The 16,134-nt window shown below is 65.9% G+C and carries 18 protein-coding genes and 1 pseudogene; 9 read left to right on the top strand and 10 right to left on the bottom strand.

Annotated features, from left to right (window positions below):
- Window positions 1–28: 28 nt before the first annotated feature.
- The 6 genes from B7P44_RS12435 to B7P44_RS12410 all read left to right on the top strand — a co-directional run bounded on the left by B7P44_RS12435 (window position 29) and on the right by B7P44_RS12410 (window position 4,596).
- A complete protein-coding gene (locus tag B7P44_RS12435; RefSeq protein WP_042585910.1) occupies window positions 29–619 on the top strand; it encodes an NUDIX domain-containing protein in 591 nt (196 codons plus the stop codon).
- 133 nt (window positions 620–752) lie between these two features.
- Window positions 753–1,175, top strand: coding sequence for a DUF1178 family protein (locus B7P44_RS12430; protein WP_084904478.1), 423 nt, complete (start codon window positions 753–755; stop codon window positions 1,173–1,175).
- A 103-nt stretch (window positions 1,176–1,278) separates the two neighbouring features.
- A complete protein-coding gene (locus B7P44_RS12425) occupies window positions 1,279–2,475 on the top strand; it encodes an acyl-CoA dehydrogenase family protein (protein WP_084904475.1) in 1,197 nt (398 codons plus the stop codon).
- Between the two features lie 10 nt (window positions 2,476–2,485).
- Window positions 2,486–3,619 (top strand): acyl-CoA dehydrogenase family protein, encoded by a 1,134-nt coding sequence (locus B7P44_RS12420; RefSeq protein WP_084904471.1) that lies wholly within the window; start codon window positions 2,486–2,488, stop codon window positions 3,617–3,619.
- A 42-nt stretch (window positions 3,620–3,661) separates the two neighbouring features.
- Entirely contained in the window at window positions 3,662–4,123 is a 462-nt protein-coding gene (locus B7P44_RS12415) for a MaoC family dehydratase (RefSeq protein WP_010091210.1), read from the top strand.
- Window positions 4,120–4,596, top strand: coding sequence for a MaoC family dehydratase (locus B7P44_RS12410; RefSeq protein WP_084904468.1), 477 nt, complete (start codon window positions 4,120–4,122; stop codon window positions 4,594–4,596). The genes B7P44_RS12415 and B7P44_RS12410 overlap by 4 nt, the downstream gene beginning before the upstream one ends.
- Window positions 4,597–4,662: 66 nt before the next feature.
- Here the strand turns inward: B7P44_RS12410 and B7P44_RS12405 are convergent, their stop codons facing one another.
- From B7P44_RS12405 to B7P44_RS12390, 4 genes and pseudogenes are all read right to left on the bottom strand, one after another.
- Entirely contained in the window at window positions 4,663–5,355 is a 693-nt protein-coding gene (locus tag B7P44_RS12405; RefSeq protein ID WP_084904465.1) for a glutathione binding-like protein, read from the bottom strand.
- 60 nt (window positions 5,356–5,415) lie between these two features.
- A pseudogene (locus tag B7P44_RS12400) lies at window positions 5,416–5,622 on the bottom strand (acyl-CoA dehydrogenase family protein); the annotation flags it as partial.
- A gap of 37 nt (window positions 5,623–5,659) precedes the next feature.
- Complete coding sequence (locus tag B7P44_RS12395) at window positions 5,660–6,376, bottom strand: histidine phosphatase family protein (RefSeq protein WP_084904462.1); 717 nt, start codon at window positions 6,374–6,376, stop codon at window positions 5,660–5,662.
- Window positions 6,377–6,383: 7 nt separating this feature from the next.
- Window positions 6,384–7,175 carry an oxepin-CoA hydrolase, alternative type gene (locus B7P44_RS12390; RefSeq protein ID WP_084904459.1) on the bottom strand — a complete coding sequence of 264 codons (792 nt, stop codon included), beginning with the start codon at window positions 7,173–7,175 and terminating at the stop codon, window positions 6,384–6,386.
- A gap of 200 nt (window positions 7,176–7,375) precedes the next feature.
- On the opposite strand from B7P44_RS12390, the gene B7P44_RS12385 reads away from it, so the two are divergent.
- Window positions 7,376–8,032, top strand: coding sequence for a glutathione S-transferase family protein (locus B7P44_RS12385; protein WP_084904455.1), 657 nt, complete (start codon window positions 7,376–7,378; stop codon window positions 8,030–8,032).
- Window positions 8,033–8,116: 84 nt separating this feature from the next.
- On the opposite strand, the gene B7P44_RS12380 is transcribed toward B7P44_RS12385, so the two are convergent.
- Both B7P44_RS12380 and B7P44_RS12375 read right to left on the bottom strand, forming a co-directional pair.
- Complete coding sequence (locus tag B7P44_RS12380; protein ID WP_084904451.1) at window positions 8,117–9,289, bottom strand: pyridoxal phosphate-dependent aminotransferase; 1,173 nt, start codon at window positions 9,287–9,289, stop codon at window positions 8,117–8,119.
- A 33-nt stretch (window positions 9,290–9,322) separates the two neighbouring features.
- On the bottom strand, window positions 9,323–9,820 hold the full coding sequence (locus tag B7P44_RS12375; protein ID WP_084904448.1) for a putative toxin-antitoxin system toxin component, PIN family: 498 nt from the start codon (window positions 9,818–9,820) through the stop codon (window positions 9,323–9,325).
- A 57-nt stretch (window positions 9,821–9,877) separates the two neighbouring features.
- Here B7P44_RS12375 and yaaA point away from each other — a divergent pair, with 57 nt between their 5' ends.
- Together yaaA and B7P44_RS12365 are read left to right on the top strand one after the other, a co-directional pair.
- A complete protein-coding gene (yaaA, locus tag B7P44_RS12370) occupies window positions 9,878–10,660 on the top strand; it encodes a peroxide stress protein YaaA (RefSeq protein WP_084904444.1) in 783 nt (260 codons plus the stop codon).
- Window positions 10,661–10,715: 55 nt separating this feature from the next.
- Window positions 10,716–11,870, top strand: coding sequence for a M14 family metallopeptidase (locus tag B7P44_RS12365; RefSeq protein ID WP_084904441.1), 1,155 nt, complete (start codon window positions 10,716–10,718; stop codon window positions 11,868–11,870).
- Window positions 11,871–11,955: 85 nt separating this feature from the next.
- On the opposite strand, the gene B7P44_RS12360 is transcribed toward B7P44_RS12365, so the two are convergent.
- The 4 genes from B7P44_RS12360 to B7P44_RS12345 form a co-directional block, all read right to left on the bottom strand.
- Window positions 11,956–12,612, bottom strand: a complete 657-nt coding sequence (locus tag B7P44_RS12360) for a BspC domain-containing protein (RefSeq protein WP_084904438.1) — start codon at window positions 12,610–12,612, stop codon at window positions 11,956–11,958.
- 145 nt (window positions 12,613–12,757) lie between these two features.
- Window positions 12,758–13,432 (bottom strand): energy-coupling factor ABC transporter permease, encoded by a 675-nt coding sequence (locus tag B7P44_RS12355; RefSeq protein WP_084904436.1) that lies wholly within the window; start codon window positions 13,430–13,432, stop codon window positions 12,758–12,760.
- 77 nt (window positions 13,433–13,509) lie between these two features.
- The gene (locus tag B7P44_RS12350; protein WP_084904433.1) at window positions 13,510–14,346 is read right to left on the bottom strand and encodes a response regulator transcription factor; all 837 of its coding nucleotides are present in this window, start codon (window positions 14,344–14,346) and stop codon (window positions 13,510–13,512) included.
- 202 nt (window positions 14,347–14,548) lie between these two features.
- Window positions 14,549–15,766 carry a DUF2863 family protein gene (locus B7P44_RS12345; RefSeq protein WP_084904430.1) on the bottom strand — a complete coding sequence of 406 codons (1,218 nt, stop codon included), beginning with the start codon at window positions 15,764–15,766 and terminating at the stop codon, window positions 14,549–14,551.
- Between the last annotated feature and the right edge of the window lie 368 nt (window positions 15,767–16,134).

The following is a 16,134-nucleotide window of genomic DNA, read 5'->3' as shown; positions in this document are numbered from 1 at the left end:
GCCGTCGCGCTCAACCCCGGAGCCGCCGATGGCCGAATTGCCCAATCACGACGCCGCACTGACCGAAACCTGCCTCGAAAGCGAGGCAATCTTCGACGGCGCATTCCTCAAGCTCAAACGCGACACCGTGCGCCTGCCCGACGGCAAACACGCGACGCGCGAATACGTCCAGCATCCGGGCGCGGTGATGGTGATCCCGCTGTTCGACGACGGCCGGGTGCTGATGGAAAGCCAGTATCGCTACCCGATCGGCAAGGTGATGGCCGAGTTTCCGGCCGGCAAGCTCGACCCGAACGAAGGGGCGCTCGCCTGCGCGGTGCGCGAACTGCGCGAGGAAACCGGCTATACCGCGCGCGAGTACGTGTTCCTGACGCGCATCCATCCGATCATTTCTTATTCCACCGAGTTCATCGACCTGTACCTCGCGCGCGGCCTGACGGCCGGCGAGCGCAAGCTCGACGACGGCGAATTCCTCGAGACCTTCACCGCGACGCTGCCCGACCTGCTCGAATGGGTGCGGACCGGCCAGATCACCGACGTGAAGACGATCATCGGCACGATGTGGCTCGACAAGGCGCTGTCCGGCACGTGGCCGCTCGGCCCGGTGCTGACGCCCTGAAGGCGTCAGCGGCGCGGCAGGCGCCGCGCTACAATTCGATGACACCGGGCGCCCGCATCGGCGGGCCTCGGTTTAGCACGATCGTTCACAAAAATTCTTTTTGCGCTACACTCGTCAAACGCCCTGATTCAGCATGAAGGTCCTCGATTTACAGTGCCCGCATGGTCATCGGTTCGAAGGCTGGTTCGCTTCCGCCGATGAATTCGAAGCGCAGTTGTCCCGCAAGCTGGTCGAATGTCCGGTATGCGGGATGACCGAGGTCAGCCGCATGCCGTCCGCGCCGCGCCTGAACCTGTCGGGCGCGACGCAGGCGAAGCCGGCCGATCCGCGCGCGTTGCAGGCGCAGGTGATGCGCGCGTTGCGCGAGGTGCTGGAGAAGACCGAGAACGTGGGCGAGCGCTTCGCCGAGGAAGCGCGGCGCATCCATTACAACGAAGCGCCGGTGCGCAGCATTCGGGGCGTCACGACGCCCGAGGACGCGCAAGCCTTGGTCGAAGAAGGCATCGACGTGATGCCGCTGCCGATTCCTGGCGCGCTGAAGGAAACGCTGCAATAACGTGCGCAGCGTGTCCTCGCCGGGCCGGTCGGCCGCGGCGAGCCCTGCATGGGACCAGAGTAAGCGCTAAAGCGCTAACCCTGGTCGACAGGAGACACTGCGCATGGATCTGGATTATTCCCCCGCCGACGACGCGTTCCGCGCCGACATCCGCACCTGGCTCGAGGCGAACCTGCCTCACGCGCTGCGCGCCAAGGTTCTCGATCACAAACGACTCAACCGCGAAGACTACGCGAGCTGGCACCGGATTCTCGGCCAGCGCGGCTGGTCCGCGCCCGCGTGGCCGACCGAATACGGCGGGCCGGGCTGGAACGCGACGCAGCGGCACATCTGGGACGAGGAATGCGCGCGGATCGGTGCGCCGACCGTGCTGCCGTTCGGCGTGTCGATGGTGGCCCCGGTGCTGATGAAGTACGGCAGCGACGCGCAGAAGCGCCGCTATCTGCCGCGCATCCTGGACGGCTCGGACTGGTGGTGCCAGGGGTATTCGGAGCCCGGTTCCGGCTCGGATCTCGCGTCGCTGCGCACGCGCGCCGATCGTCAAGGCGACCATTACGTCGTCAACGGACAGAAGACCTGGACGACGCTCGGTCAGCACGCCGACATGATGTTCTGCCTCGTGCGCACCGATCCGGCAGCAAAGAAGCAGGAAGGCATCTCGTTCCTGCTGATCGACATGAAGACGCCCGGCATCACTGTGCGGCCGATCATCACGCTCGACGAGGATCACGAAGTCAACGAGGTGTTCTTCGAGGACGTCAAGGTGCCGGTCGAGAACCTCGTCGGCGACGAGAACCGCGGCTGGACCTACGCGAAATATCTCCTCGGCCACGAACGGACAGGCATTGCGCGCGTCGGCAACTCGAAGCGGGAGCTCGCGTTCCTGAAACGGATCGCGCTGAACCAGCGGAAGAACGGCAAGCCGCTGCTCGCCGATCCGGTGTTCGCCGCGAAGGTCGCGTCGCTCGAAGTCGAGCTGATGGCGCTCGAGGTGACGGTGCTGCGCGTCGTCAGCCGCGAGACGAGCGGCAAGGGGCCGGGCCCGGAAGCGTCGATGCTGAAGATCAAGGGCACCGAGGTGCAGCAGGCGCTCACCGAGCTGATGTTCGACGCGATCGGCCCGCAGGCGGCGCCGTTCGACGTGCCGTTCCTCGAAGGCGAGCGCGCGCACAGCGTGGCGGGCGACGACGATGCCGCGCCGCTCGCCGCGTACTACTTCAACTTCCGCAAGACGTCGATCTACGGCGGCTCGAACGAAATTCAGAAAAACATCATCGCGCAGATGATTCTCGGACTGTGAGGAGCGTGCCATGGACTTCACCTTTACCGACGAGCAGCAACAATTCGCCGACGCGCTGCGTCGCTATCTCGACGAGCAATACGGCTTCGAAACGCGCCAGGCGATCGTGCGCAGCGACGCCGGCGTGTCGGACACGCAATGGCAGGCGTTCACGGAACTGGGGCTGACCGCGCTGCCGGTGCCGGACGCGCAGGGCGGTTTCGGCGGGAGCGCGATCGACATGCTGGTCGCGCTGCAGGCGCTCGGCCGCGCGCTCGTCGTCGAGCCGTACTGGGCGACGGCGGTCGGCGTCGAGGCGCTGCGCGTCGCCGGTTCGGGCGCGGGCGAGGACGCCGCGCTGCTGGAAGGCGTCGCGCAAGGGCGGAAGCGTCTCGCGGTCGCATTCCACGAGCCGCATGCACGCTACGACCTGTTTGCACTCGACACGCGCGCGAGCGGAGCGGACGGCGCGCAGCGCCTGACCGGCATCAAGTCGATCGTGCAGCACGGCGCGCAGGCGGACGTGTGGATCGTGCCCGCGCGGTTCGACGACGGCGCGGTGGGTCTGTTTGCCGTCGAGCGCGGCGCGGCGGGCGCGGACGTCGTCGACTACCGGACGATCGACGGTCAGCGCGCGGCGACGATCCGGCTCGACGACACGCCCGCGCGCCGGCTGGCGGGAGGCGAACGCGATGCGGCTGCGCTCGAGCGGATCGCCGATTACGCGACCGTGCTGCTGTGCGCCGAAGCGGTCGGCGCGCTCGACGAACTGAATCGCGCCACCGTCGAATACACGAAGACGCGCGAGCAGTTCGGCGTGCCGATCGCGCGTTTCCAGGCGCTGCAGCACCGGATGGTCGACATGCTGATCCACGCGGAGCAGGCGCGTTCGCTGACCTATCTTGCCGCGGTGCGCTACGCGAGCGACGATGCCGATGCGCGGCGCAAGGCCGTGTCGGCCGCGAAGGCGCGCGTCGGGCAGGCCGCGCGCTTCGTCGGCCAGCAGGCGGTACAGTTGCACGGCGGGATGGGCGTGACCAACGAGGTGGCGGCCGCGCATCTGTTCAAGCGCCTGTCGATCATCGAGACGACGCTCGGCGACACCGATCACCATCTCGCCCGCATCGCGGCGCTGCCTGATTTCATGCAGGCCGACGCGGCGTAGCGGCAAATCGGCGCGTGCGCGCGCAAACCAAGGAGAGACAGAGTGGGTATCAGTTACGAAGATCTGGTGGTCGGCGCCACGACCGAAGTCGGGCGCTACACGTTCGAGGCGGACGACATCAAGACGTTCGCCGGGCGCTACGATCCGCAGCCGTTTCACATGGACGAGGCGGCGGCGGAAGCGTCGCCGTTCGGCGGGCTCGTCGCGAGCGGCTGGCATACCTGTTCGGTGTTCATGGGCATGCTGGTGCGCAACGTGCTGCCGGGCTCGACCAGCATGGGTTCGCCGGGCATCGACGAAATCCGCTGGCTGAAGCCGGTGCGCGTCGGCGACACGATCACGATGTACCAGAAGATCCACGACAAGCGCGTGTCGGCGAGCAAGCCCGATCGCGGCATCGTGACGACCGAGTGGATCGGCGTCAACGGCGGCGGCGAGACGGTGATCACCGTGCGTTCGAAGGTGATCTTCGGGCTGCGCGATCCGGCTGGAGCGAGCGCATGACGGCGGCGGCCTTGCCGCTGATCGCGTCGGCGCTGGCGCTGACGGCGCGCGTCGGCGAAGCGCCGCTCGAAAGCGGATGGATCGTCGTCGACCAGCACCGCGTCGACGGGTTCGCCGACGCGACGGGCGATCATCAATGGATTCACGTCGATCCCGAGCGTGCGCGACGCGAATCGCCGTTCGGCGGTCCGGTCGCGCACGGTTTCCTGACGCTGTCGCTGATTCCCGTGCTGATGGTCGACGCGATGCGTTTCGAGCAGAAGATGGGCGTGAACTACGGACTGAACCGCGTGCGCTTCCTGAAGCCGGTGCCGGTCGGCGCGCGCATTCGCGCGCTGTTCGCCGTGAAGGAAACCGCCGAGGCGGGGAAGGGCGGCATCCAGGCGACGTGGGCCGTCTCGATGCAGGTCGAAGGTCCCGAGACGCCGCGGCTCGTGTGTGCGGCCGAGTTCATCACGCTGCACTATTTCTGACGCGCCGGCGGGTTCGTGCATGGGACGTCGCGCGATGTGCGGCCCCATGCGCGATGCGCGGAACGTTCAGTGCTTCGCGTATTGCGTTGCGCCGAACAGCACCTCGCGCGCCTTGTCGTCCTGCAGCGCCTTGCGCAGCGATGCCAGCACCTCGACGCCGCGCTGCACCGCCGGCCGCGCGGCGATCGCCTCGTGCCAGCGCTTCACGTTCGGGAACTCGTCGAGCGCAATTCCCTGGTTCTGCCACGAGCGCGTCCACGGGAACGTCGCGATGTCCGCGATCGTGTAGTCGTCGCCGGCGAGATACGCGGTTTCGCCGAGCCGCTTGTCCATCACGTTGTAGAGGCGATGCGCTTCGTTCGTATAGCGGTTGACCGCGTAGTCGATCTTCTCCGGCGCGTAGAGCCGGAAGTGATGCGCCTGCCCGAGCATCGGGCCGATGCCGCCCATCTGGAACATCAGCCATTGCAGCGTCGCATAGCGCGCGGCCGGGTCCGTCGGCAGGAACCGGCCGGTCTTTTCCGCGAGATAGATCAGGATCGCGCCCGACTCGAACAGCGCGATCGGCTTGCCGCCGGGGCCGTCCGCATCGACGATCGCCGGGATCTTGTTGTTCGGGCTGATCTTCAGGAAATCCGGCTGGAACTGGTCGCCCGCGCCGATATCGATCGGATGCACGCGGTATTCGAGGCCGGTTTCCTCGAGCAGGATGTGCACCTTGTGGCCGTTCGGGGTCGCCCAGCTGTAGACGTCGATCATCGCAACTCCTTCAATGCGTCCGCGAAAGCGGCGCCGCCGGGGCGCCGCGACAGGCGGTCATTAGAGCACGGATCGAAGTGGGCTGCCGGCGGCCGCTGTGCGCGATTCGACGTAGCGCGCGAGCTCGAGTTTCGCGATCGTCATGCGGTGCACTTCGTCGGGACCGTTCGCGAAACGCAGCGTGCGCGCCGACGTGTACGCATGCGCGAGCGGGAAGTCATCGCTGACCTTGCCGCCGCCATGCGCCTGGATCGCCCAGTCGATCACCGAGCGTCCCGTGCACAGTTCCAGGCCGGGATGACGATCAGGATTGCGCGAACTTCAGATACTGCTGATACAGCACTTCCATCGTCGTGTTGCGCGTGTCCCGGTGCAATGCTTCGGGAGGCGAGTAGTTGAGCAGGCGGATGACCCAGTCGTGCGGGTCGTCGCCGACATCAAGCGCGTTGATGCAGCCGGTCGATTGCGACAGGTGTCCGATGAAGAGCCGCTGGCCCGGCACCGTCGCATGCGACAGCAACGCACAGTTGACCCCGCCGTGCAGCACCAGCAGCGCGGTGTCCCACGTGCCGTCGGCGCGCAGCGCGTCGAGCGGCGGCAGCACGCGGTCGATCAGTTCGCCGATCGTCTCGCCGCCGAGAAAGCGCGTCGATTCGGGCACGATGCCGTCGAGCACGCGCAGGAACGCGTCGCGATGCTGCTCGGGCGGGATGTCCGACAGATGTCCGCCGCGAATCTCGCGCCAGGCCGGTTCGACCTCGATGTCGATGCGCTGGCCGGTTTCCGCGAGCACGCGTTGCGCGGTTTCGAGCGTGCGCGGCAGGCCGCTCGCGATCACGCGGTCGAAGCGGATGCGCTGTTCGGCGAACAGGCGTCCGGCGGCGCCGGCCTGGTCGCGGCCGCGCGCGTTGAGCGGCACGCCGTCGGGATCGATCGCGCGCCCCGAATCATCGAAATAGGTGACGTCGCCGTGCCGCATCAGGTAGATGCGGCGGCGCCGAGGCAGTTCGAAACGTGACATGGTGGCGTTAGCGCTTGTAGCGGGCCGGGCGTTTGTCGAGAAATGCGGTGATGCCTTCGAGCGCATCCGCGTGATACAGCGACGCGACGAAATGGTCGCGTTCGGTGACGAGGTGCGCATCGAGCGGTTGCGCGGTCGCGTCGTCGAGCAGCGACTTGATGCGCGTCAGCGCGTTCGGCGAGATGCCTGCGAGTGCGTCCGCCCAGGCGAGCGCGTCGGCGAGTGCGGCGCCGGGCGCGGCGAGTCGATTGACGACGCCGAGCGCATGCAGGCGCTCGGCCGCGACGGGCTTGCCTTCGAACAGGATCTCGGCCGCGAGCGCGCGCGGCAGTGCACGGGCGAGGAACCACGAGCCGCCGCCGTCCGGCGTCAGGCCGACGCGCGCGTACGACATCACGAACTTCGCATCGTGCGCGGTGACGATCAGGTCGCAGGCGAGCGCGAGCGAGAAGCCGGCGCCGGCCGCGGCGCCTTCGACCGCCGCGATGACCGGCTTCGTCGCCGCGCGGATCGCGGCGATCCACGCACCGAGCAGGTCGATGCTGTCGGCCTGGTGGGACGGATCCTTCGAGCGGTTGTCGAGCAGCCGGTTCAGGTTGCCGCCCGCGCAGAAGAAGCGGTCGGCGCCGGTGAGCACGACCGCGCGAATCGCGGGATCGCGCTCGGCGGTGGCGAGCGCTTCGATGCCAGCCGCATACATGTCAGGATGCAGCGCGTTGCGCGCGCCGGGATTGGATAGCGTGAGGACGAGCGTCGATTCGCTTTCGGACGGGCGTGACGCCAGCAGTTCAGCACTCATGCGAGTGTGTCTCCATCGAATGGCGCGGCTGCGATGCCGCATTCGCTGCACGGACAGACGACGATGTCGCGGCTGCGGAGGGAACGAAGTCGTGACAGAATTGATAAGCTTTAGACTAGCACGAACGTGCTTTTCAGCGCGACGTATCCCGATACGCCGGGCATCGGCCCGGCAACGTCCCAGCGAGGAAGGAGACTCCGATGCTACAGCTGTGCGGTATTCCGTTGTCCAACTACTACAACAAGGTGAAGTTCGTCCTGCTCGAGTACGGCATTCCGTTCGAGGAATCGCCGTGCGGCTTGCCGATCAGCGATCCGGCCGTGCTCGCCGATACGCCGCTCGGCAAGATTCCGTTTCTGAAGACCGAACGGGGCGCGCTGTTCGAGTCGCAGGTGATCATCGAATATCTGGCGGCGCGCTATCCGGACAAGCCGATTTTTCCGTCCGACCCGTTTGAGGCCGCGAAGGTGCGTGAGCTCGTCGAGACGCTTGAGCTGTATCTCGAATGGACCGCGCGCGAGGTCTATACCGAAGCGTTTTTCGGCGGGAAGGTCAGCGACGGGATGAAGGCGCACGTCGAGAAGCGCCTGCCGCGCGCGATCGACGCGTTCAAGAAGATGACGCGCTTCTCGCCCTACGTGCTCGGCGATTCGTTTGGTCTCGCGGACATCGCTGCGTCGATCCACTTGCCGGTCATCGGCATGGCGACGAAGGCGGTCTACGGCCGCGATTTCCTGCTCGAAGCGGGCATCGACTGGAAGGCGCACGCGCAGAAGGTCGGCGAGCGCCCGGCTGCGCAACGCGTCGCCGAAGATCGCAAGGCATATCTGGCGGCGGCGAACGGCAAACGTCCGTGAGCGTCGCGTTCGCTCGACGCATGCCGCGCGACGGGAGGCGTGCGGCGGCGCGCATCCCGGCGCGCCGCGCATGCTCGGGCCCGCTTACAGCTTCGCGAGCCGTTCGAGCGCGCTGGCGAGCGTGCGCTCCTGCTTCGCGAAGCAGAAGCGCACGACGCCCGATTCATGCGGCGCGTGATAGAACGCCGACACCGGGATCGCCGCGACGCCGATTTCCGTCGTGAGCCACTTCGAGAATTCCGCTTCGGGCAGGTCGCTGATCGCCGAATAGTCGACGCACTGAAAATACGTGCCCGAGCACGGCAGCAGCTTGAAGCGCGTACGTTCGAGCCCGGCGCGAAAGAAATCGCGCTTCTTCTGGTAGAAGTCGGCGAGCGTCAGGTACGGCGCCGGGTCGCGCAGGTAGTCGGCGAGCCCGAACTGCATCGGCGTATTCACCGTGAACACGTTGAACTGGTGGACCTTGCGGAACTCCGCGCTGAGCGCGGCGGGCGCGGCGACGTAGCCGACCTTCCAGCCCGTCACGTGATAGGTCTTGCCGAAGCTGGACACGATGAAGCTGCGTGCGGCCAGTTCCGGATAGCGCGCGACGCTCTCGTGGCGCGCGCCGTCGTACACCATGTGCTCGTACACCTCGTCCGACAGGATCAGCAGGTTGGTGCCGCGCACGATCTCCTCGAGCTTGCGCATGTCCGCTTCACGCCACACGGTGCCGGTCGGGTTGTGCGGTGTGTTGATCAGGATCATCCGCGTCTTCGGCGTGATCGCGGCTGCGAGGCGGTCGAACGGGATCGCGTAGTCGGGTGCCTCCAGCGTGACGAACACCGGCTTGCCGCCCGCGAGCTCGATCGACGGCAGGTAGCTGTCGTAGGTCGGCTCGACGACGATCACTTCGTCGCCCGGGTGCACCGCGCACAGGATCGCGGTGAGCAGCGCTTGCGTCGCGCCGGCCGTCACCGTGATCTCGGTCGCCGGATCGTAGCGGCGGCCGTACACCTGCGCGATCTTGTCGGCGATCGCTTCGCGCAGCGGCGCGACGCCTGCCATCGGCGGATACTGGTTGTGGCCGTCGCGCATCGCGGCGGCGACTGCCTCGACGATCCGCGGGTCGCAATCGAAGTCCGGGAAGCCCTGGCCGAGGTTGACGGCGCCTTTCTCGGCGGCAAGCGCGCTCATGACCGTGAAGATCGTCGTGCCGACGTTCGGCAGACGCGAGGGGAAAACGGGAGTCGTTGGCATGTCGGAAGGAGCGTTCATCGGTGGCTGTCGGAAGTGAAGGGCGCCTGCGGCTCAGGCCGGCGTGGCCGCATCGGCCGCGACGGCGTCGAGCGGCCACGCGTCGGTAAACGGCGCGGGCTGCGCGATCCGGAAGCCGAAGTCGCGCGCGGTGCGCTTCGCAAGCTTGAGCAGCGCCCGGTCCTTCGACACGAGCCACTCGGCCTGCACGGCGCGCGCCAGTTCGAGAAACTTCTGATCGTCGCGATCCTTGCATTTCGGCAGCGGCGGCGCGTCGGCGGCGACCGGCGGCGGTTCGACCCTTTGCGCGAGGCGGGCGACGGTCGTGAGCGCGGCCGCCTTGTCGACCGCGCGCGCCTGGAACTGCGGATAGTCGAGCACATGCTCGAGCTCGGTCAGGCAGCGGCCGTCGATCAGCGCGACGAGCGCGCCGCGCTCCAGTGCGGCCCGGATCGGGCGCGTGGCGGGATCGTCGAAGACGAGAATGTCGATCCAGACGTTCGAATCGAGCACGACGCGACATGCGGCGCGCGGGGCGGGAGAGCTGGGCATTCGTTACAATCGGTGGTTTTCGTCTGACCGCACGGCACGGCGTGCCAGCGAGCCTCTATGATAATCGTTCTCTCCCCCGCGAAATCCCTCGACTACGACACCCCCGCCCATGTCGCGACCTACACCGAGCCTGCGTTCGTCGACGACGCGTCGGAGCTGATCGACGGGCTGCGCAAGCTGTCGCCGCAGGACATCGCGACGCTGATGGACATCTCCGATCCGCTCGCACGCCTGAATTTCCAGCGCTACGCGGACTGGTCGCCGACCTTCTCGCCCGCGAATGCGAAGCAGGCGGTGCTCGCGTTCAATGGGGACGTGTACGAAGGCTTCGACGCGAAGTCGCTGTCGGCGGCGGACCTCGATTACGCGCAGCAGCACGTGCGCGTGCTGTCGGGCCTGTACGGGTTGCTGCGCCCGCTCGACCTGCTGCAGCCGTACCGGCTCGAGATGGGCACGCGTTTCGCGAACGGGCGCGGCAAGGATCTCTATGCGTTCTGGGGCGACCGGATCACCCGCGCGTTGAACGCGCAGCTGGAAACGCGCAGCGGCGCGTCGCGGGTGCTGATCAACTGCGCGTCGACCGAATATTTCAAATCGGTCAAGCCGAAGCTGCTGGCTGCGCCGGTCGTCACGCCGGTGTTCGAGGACTGGAAGGGCGGCCGCTACAAGATCATCAGCTTCCACGCGAAGCGCGCGCGCGGCCTGATGGCCCGCTATATCGTCGAGAACCGGATCGCCGAACCGCAGGCGCTGACGGAGTTCGCGGTAGAAGGCTATGCGTTCGACGAAGCCGCGTCGAACGATTCGACCTACGTATATCGCCGGCGAGTCGGCGAGTGACCTGCGGGCGGTTCACGAGACCGCCGGAGCAGCTTTGCATGGGACAGGAGAGACGATGACCCTTTCGATCACCAGTAATTTCGACGCCGGCGCAATCGACGTCGTGTCGTGCGAGCAGCCGGACGCGATCCGTCTGCGCGTGCGCGGCGACAACCAGGCGGAATTCGCGCAGTGGTTCTACTACCGCGTGACGGGCGCACGCGGCGAGCGGTGCGTGATGACGTTCGAGAACGCGGCCGAATGCGCGTATCCGTCGGGCTGGCGCAACTACAGTGCGGTCGCGAGCTACGACCGGGTCGACTGGTTCCGCGTGCCGACGACGTTCGACGGCAAGACGATGACGATCGACCACACGCCCGAGTTCGACAGCATCTATTACGCGTATTTCGAGCCGTACTCGGAAGAGCGTCATGCGGCGTTTCTCGGCGCGGTCCAGCAATTGCCGCAGGCGAGCGTGACCGAGCTCGGCCGGACCATCGAAGGGCGGCCGATGTCGCTGCTGACGCTCGGCGCGCCGGACACGGACGGCGCGCCGAAGAAGAAGGTATGGATCATCGCGCGCCAGCATCCGGGCGAGACGATGGCCGAGTGGTTCGTCGAAGGGCTCGTCAAGCGTCTCGCCGGTTGGGGCGACTGGGCGGGCGATCCGGTCGCGCGCAAGCTTTACGATCGTGCGACGTTCTACATCGTGCCGAACATGAATCCCGACGGCAGCGTGCGCGGCAACCTGCGGACCAATGCCGCCGGCGCGAACCTGAATCGCGAATGGATGGAGCCGGATGCCGCGCGCAGTCCTGAGGTGCTGGTCGTGCGCGAAGCGATTCACGCGACCGGCTGCGATCTGTTCTTCGACATCCACGGCGACGAGGATCTGCCGTACGTGTTCGTCGCCGGCTCGGAAATGCTGCCGAGCTTCACCGAGCAGCAGGGCGTCGAGCAGGCGGCGTTCATCGACGCGTTCAAGGTCGCGAGCCCGGATTTCCAGGACGAACACGGCTACGCGGCAAGCAAGTACAAGGAGGATGCGCTCAAGCTCGCGTCGAAGTACATCGGGCATCAATTCGGATGCCTGTCGCTGACGCTCGAGATGCCGTTCAAGGACAATGCGAACCTGCCCGACGAGCGCGTTGGCTGGAACGGCGAACGCAGTGCGGCGCTCGGCGCGGCAATGCTGGCCGCGATCCTGCGACACGTCGAGACGTTCGCGTAAGCGCGATTTCGGCGGGGCAAGAAGAAAGCCGGGGCATCGTCGGATGCCCCGGCTTTTTTTCGTTTGCCGTTGTCGTCCCGCCGTGTCAGGACTTCTTCGCCGCCGGTTTCTTCTTCACGGTTTTCTTCTGGGGCGCGGATCGCTTCGTTGCCGAAGCCTTCTTGGCGGTGCGGCCCGAGGCTTTCGCCTTGGTCTTGCCCTTCGCCGACTTGCCCTTGAAGCTCTTCTTCGACGGCGCCGGCCGTTCGGCACGCGGCTTGAGCGGCGGGACCGGATCGTTCCAGCTGAACGCGAGCATCTGCTGGCCGACATAGCCGCAACGGAATTTCAGCGGCGTCGAGTCGCCGCCGTCGTTGCGAATGCCGAGTCCGTCGACGGTGACGATGTTGTCGACCTTGACGCGCTGCTTGCCCTGGTCGAATGCGTCGTTCCACGGCGTGATCGTCGCGTTGCCGCCGTCGAACGCGCTTGGCGGGAAGTCGACGCGATCGAAGGCCGACGACGTGCTGGCGATGAAGCTGCCGTGAGCGGCGCAGTCCGCGACGAGCGGATCGGCGTGCATCTCATTGACGAACTTGTTGATCAGTTCGGAACGCTGGTCGAGGAGGTCGGCGAAGACCGGCGCCGGAAGTGCAAGCGACAAACCCGCGACACAGGCTGCCAGCTTGCCGAACGCTCTGAGAATTCGGAGCGGGGCGGGTGAGCTGTCCATCTGGTTATTGGTGAGGAGCAAATAAGACATCGGGCACGTATAGAGGCCCGATGAAGAGCCGGAGTTCAATCTTAGCGTAAAAAAGTCGCGCGACAGTAGACGTGGCACTCTCCCGCGTCGACAAAGCAGTGCGATGACGCAAGAACCCGCATGATTTGTTGCCGTCGGCAAGCGCTCACGCTCGCGGGCCGCCGAGACGATAGCGCCGGACGTCGAAAGTCGTGACCCAGGCAGGGCGGTAGACGGCGATGAGGGCTGTCGCCATGCCGGTGAACCATGCTTCGCCGAGCGCGAGCAAGGCCGTGTTCCACAGATAACCGGACGGAATGACGATGGCGGTGCCGTCCGCGAGAGCAAGCTGCACCCCGACCGCGGCAGCGGCGACCGCGACGATCGTGATGGCGGGCGACAGAAACCCCTGGCCGGTAATGAACGACGACAGATTGTGCGGCAGCCACGCGAGCGCCGCGCGCTGCAGCAACGACGATACCGCGACGGGCCATGCGCCGTAGATCAGGTAGGTCAGGCCGATCCCGTGCCACGGCGCGTCGAAGATGATCGCGGCGACCACCGTTACGACGCCCATCGCGATCAGCGCGAGCGTCCAGTCGAATAATGTGACGAGTAGGGTCGCGCCGAGCAGGTGCATGACGAGTCCGTCTTCGAGCCAGGCGTTCGACGCCCACAGCACCGTGATCGCCGTGATGAGCGAGAGCCACACGTGCTGAAGCGTCGCGTCCTGGACACGGACGAACGGGCGCTTCCAGATCGCCAGCGCGAGCAGAGCCGCGGCGGCGATCCAGCCACCGACGCCAACCCAAAGCGGAAGCGGTGTGAAGAGAAAACCCATGCGTCCATATTACTCGTTGAACATCAAACATGGGAATCTGCTCGCATGTCGACCGTCGCGATCGCGACACTGTCCGGCTAGCGATCGCGGCGGAAGCGGGCAGACGGCTCGGCGGCGTGGAGCGTCTTCTGCACGCCGTCGTTCGCAGCTGGCGACGGGTACTTGTGATTGTCACGCACGGCGCGCAGCGACACAGGCCCGCGTTCGCCCAGCGCCGGCCTGCGCGCGCCGTCGCGACTCGACAACAGGACTTCGAGGTGCGGGGACAGCCAGCCGTTGTAGATTGCGACCGCGGCGGCGCGGTTGGTCGCGCCGAGTTGCTGGAAAATGCTCGCAAGGTGGATCTTCACGGTGCCTTCGCTGATGCCGAGCGTGCGCGCGATCATCTTGTTGGTGTTGCCCATGTGGACGAAACGCATGATCTGCGCTTGCCGCGGCGACAGCAGGCGGGTGGCCGAACGGCGGGGAATCGTTCCGGCGAGCTCCTGGACGTGCGATTCGTGACGGGTCACAAGCAGCGAAGGCAGGAGGTTGAGGGCGATCGGCGGGATGTAGTGGCCGCCGAGCAGCACCATTTCGAATGCGCGGACGATCAGGTGCGGCCGTGTCGAGCGAGGGATCACGCCGGAGACGCCGCAGTTGAAGAGACCCCGGACGGTTTCCGGCGTGGCGTCGTCGATCAGGACTGCGGCAGGCGAAGGCGAACAGGCGTTGCAGAGCGCCTGAAGTTCGCTGTGCCGACCGACGTCCTGCCAGTCGATTGCGACCAGGTCGAAGCGCTCGTTGCGCAACAACCGGCGTGCCTGGAAGCCGTCAGGCGCATCGTTGTATCCAGCGTGGCGGTCGATCTGCCGCAACAGGGCTTTCAGTCCGTCACGCCGCTCCGCGTCTGAATTGAGAACCAGGAAACGCATAGTCTGACCTCCATAAGGTTGTAAGTCCCGTCGAGCTGTTGGCGTCATGCCTTGATCTCGATCATGACAAACACATTACATGATGTCTGCTTGGCCGAATGGCTTAGGAAAAGTCAGAAATTTTTTAGGACAAGAAAAAAGCCGCTCCGGTGGCAACCAGGAGCGGCTTTCGACGAGCCGGCCGTTCGGAAGGAGCGGAGGTTCAGTGGAAGTGCGGCTGCGCGGGCGACGCGTCTTCCGGCATCTCTGCGTGGACGATTTCCCCGAGCGGATCTGCGTACAGTGGTACGCCGCAGTCGTCGCAGTATTCCGGTTCGAAGCGGCCCGCGTGCCGGCGAACGTCGGTCACGCCGCATTCCTTCAGCAGGCTGACGATTTCTTCGAGCGGCCCGTCGATCGGCAGGTCGCCTTCGATCGTGCCGTTATCGGTCGCCACGTCCCCGTTCTCACGGCCGTAGAGTGGCCAGACGACGCCGTAGATCACGTCGTTGTTGCCGCGGCGCGTGAAGCCGATCCGATATTCGTCGATACGACGTTCGCCGAAGCCGGCGACCACCGCGCGCAGTTCCTGCGGCGCTGCACCAAGTGTGTCGAAAAGATAACGAATCGCGGTTCGCACCGTGTGCGGGCGAATCCTTTCGTCGGCGTCGCGACAGGCCGAATAGTACGCGTCCGGAAGCAGGCATTCGAATTCGCACCCGGGCAGTGCGATTGCGAGGTTCGGGCCGCCTTGCGCAGTCCATTGCTCGAGGCACTGGCTGCGTTCGATCCGGGAGCCGTGCTCTTCCTCTTGCCAGCGGAACAGCGGGGCGCCCGCCGGGGCGGCCACGACGGCAAGCAGGAAGCGTGGATCGGCCAGGATCGGCGAAGTCTCGGGCAGGTCGCCGAAGTTGAGCTTGGCGGCGTGCTGGCCGAGCGCGGTGTGCGCGAGTTGCTGGGCGAGGCGGTAGGTTTCGACGTGATGCCGCGGCAACTGGTCGATGCTGTAGAGGAACGGGGCAAGCCCGACGAGCGTGCCGTTTGCGAGCACGTGCGCCTGCAGATGCGTGCGCAGGGCGTCGGCGGTGTCCGTCTTCAGCGGACCCGACGGGATCATGTAGCGCGTCCACGCCAGCACGGGCACCGCGATCAGCAGCGCATCGTGCGGTTGGCCGTCGTGTTCGATCACCATCGACTCGCTGTGCGTCTCGGCCATGTCGGCAAGCGCGCCGTATGCGTCCGGATGGTTTTGCTGGAGATGGTCGAGGGCCGCATCGAGCGTGGTCTGGTTGCCGTTGCGAACGATCTTGGCGAGCAGCGCGTCGAGCTTCGCTTCCCAGAAGCGGTCCTCGATGCGGCTGCCGGAGGCGAAGAGCGCAAGCGACAGGCCGACCAGTTTGTCGGCATCGGGAGGAAGACGTTTGGCGATTCGCTGGCGCATATTAAATTCGTATAGAAAGGGGCGAAGAACTCCATATTCTATTCCGTTCTGCGCACAGTAAGCGGTCTCGCACTGCGGCATCGAGTGTGCCTGTATCAGGGACTATGTAAAAAAGTGCTTCAAACCCCTTGCGCAGAACGTAGGACGTGCCTAGAATCACGCCTCTTTCGCGCTAACGGCAACGCGGCGCGGAAGAGGGGAAGCGAAGCGGTTCGGGTGTCTGGATTCAGGCGCCGGGGTCGCCGAGGAAGATGAACCCCGCAGTCGCAACGATGTAGTAAAAAAATTGTTGACGAACTGCGAAACAGAGTTCATAATCTCGTTTCTCTGCTGCTGACAACGCAGCGCTGCTGAGAAAGCGGTACTTC

Source organism: Burkholderia ubonensis subsp. mesacidophila (genome assembly GCF_002097715.1).
Lineage (GTDB): Bacteria > Pseudomonadota > Gammaproteobacteria > Burkholderiales > Burkholderiaceae > Burkholderia > Burkholderia mesacidophila.
Note: the sequence above shows the minus strand (reverse complement) of the source record. Positions and strands in the feature narration are given on the sequence as shown.

Coding starts and splice junctions, on each gene's coding strand:
- B7P44_RS12380 (WP_084904451.1), bottom strand. CDS start 9,289: ATGAACGCTCCTTCCGACATGCCAACGACTCCCGTTTTCCCCTCGCGT.
- B7P44_RS12410 (WP_084904468.1), top strand. CDS start 4,120: ATGACGGCGGCGGCCTTGCCGCTGATCGCGTCGGCGCTGGCGCTGACG.
- B7P44_RS12360 (WP_084904438.1), bottom strand. CDS start 12,612: ATGTCTTATTTGCTCCTCACCAATAACCAGATGGACAGCTCACCCGCC.
- B7P44_RS12365 (WP_084904441.1), top strand. CDS start 10,716: ATGACCCTTTCGATCACCAGTAATTTCGACGCCGGCGCAATCGACGTC.
- B7P44_RS12430 (WP_084904478.1), top strand. CDS start 753: ATGAAGGTCCTCGATTTACAGTGCCCGCATGGTCATCGGTTCGAAGGC.
- B7P44_RS12350 (WP_084904433.1), bottom strand. CDS start 14,346: ATGCGTTTCCTGGTTCTCAATTCAGACGCGGAGCGGCGTGACGGACTG.
- B7P44_RS12355 (WP_084904436.1), bottom strand. CDS start 13,432: ATGGGTTTTCTCTTCACACCGCTTCCGCTTTGGGTTGGCGTCGGTGGC.
- B7P44_RS12425 (WP_084904475.1), top strand. CDS start 1,279: ATGGATCTGGATTATTCCCCCGCCGACGACGCGTTCCGCGCCGACATC.
- B7P44_RS12385 (WP_084904455.1), top strand. CDS start 7,376: ATGCTACAGCTGTGCGGTATTCCGTTGTCCAACTACTACAACAAGGTG.
- B7P44_RS12405 (WP_084904465.1), bottom strand. CDS start 5,355: ATGATCGACGTCTACAGCTGGGCGACCCCGAACGGCCACAAGGTGCAC.
- B7P44_RS12375 (WP_084904448.1), bottom strand. CDS start 9,820: ATGCCCAGCTCTCCCGCCCCGCGCGCCGCATGTCGCGTCGTGCTCGAT.
- B7P44_RS12420 (WP_084904471.1), top strand. CDS start 2,486: ATGGACTTCACCTTTACCGACGAGCAGCAACAATTCGCCGACGCGCTG.
- yaaA (WP_084904444.1), top strand. CDS start 9,878: ATGATAATCGTTCTCTCCCCCGCGAAATCCCTCGACTACGACACCCCC.
- B7P44_RS12345 (WP_084904430.1), bottom strand. CDS start 15,766: ATGCGCCAGCGAATCGCCAAACGTCTTCCTCCCGATGCCGACAAACTG.
- B7P44_RS12395 (WP_084904462.1), bottom strand. CDS start 6,376: ATGTCACGTTTCGAACTGCCTCGGCGCCGCCGCATCTACCTGATGCGG.
- B7P44_RS12390 (WP_084904459.1), bottom strand. CDS start 7,175: ATGAGTGCTGAACTGCTGGCGTCACGCCCGTCCGAAAGCGAATCGACG.
- B7P44_RS12435 (WP_042585910.1), top strand. CDS start 29: ATGGCCGAATTGCCCAATCACGACGCCGCACTGACCGAAACCTGCCTC.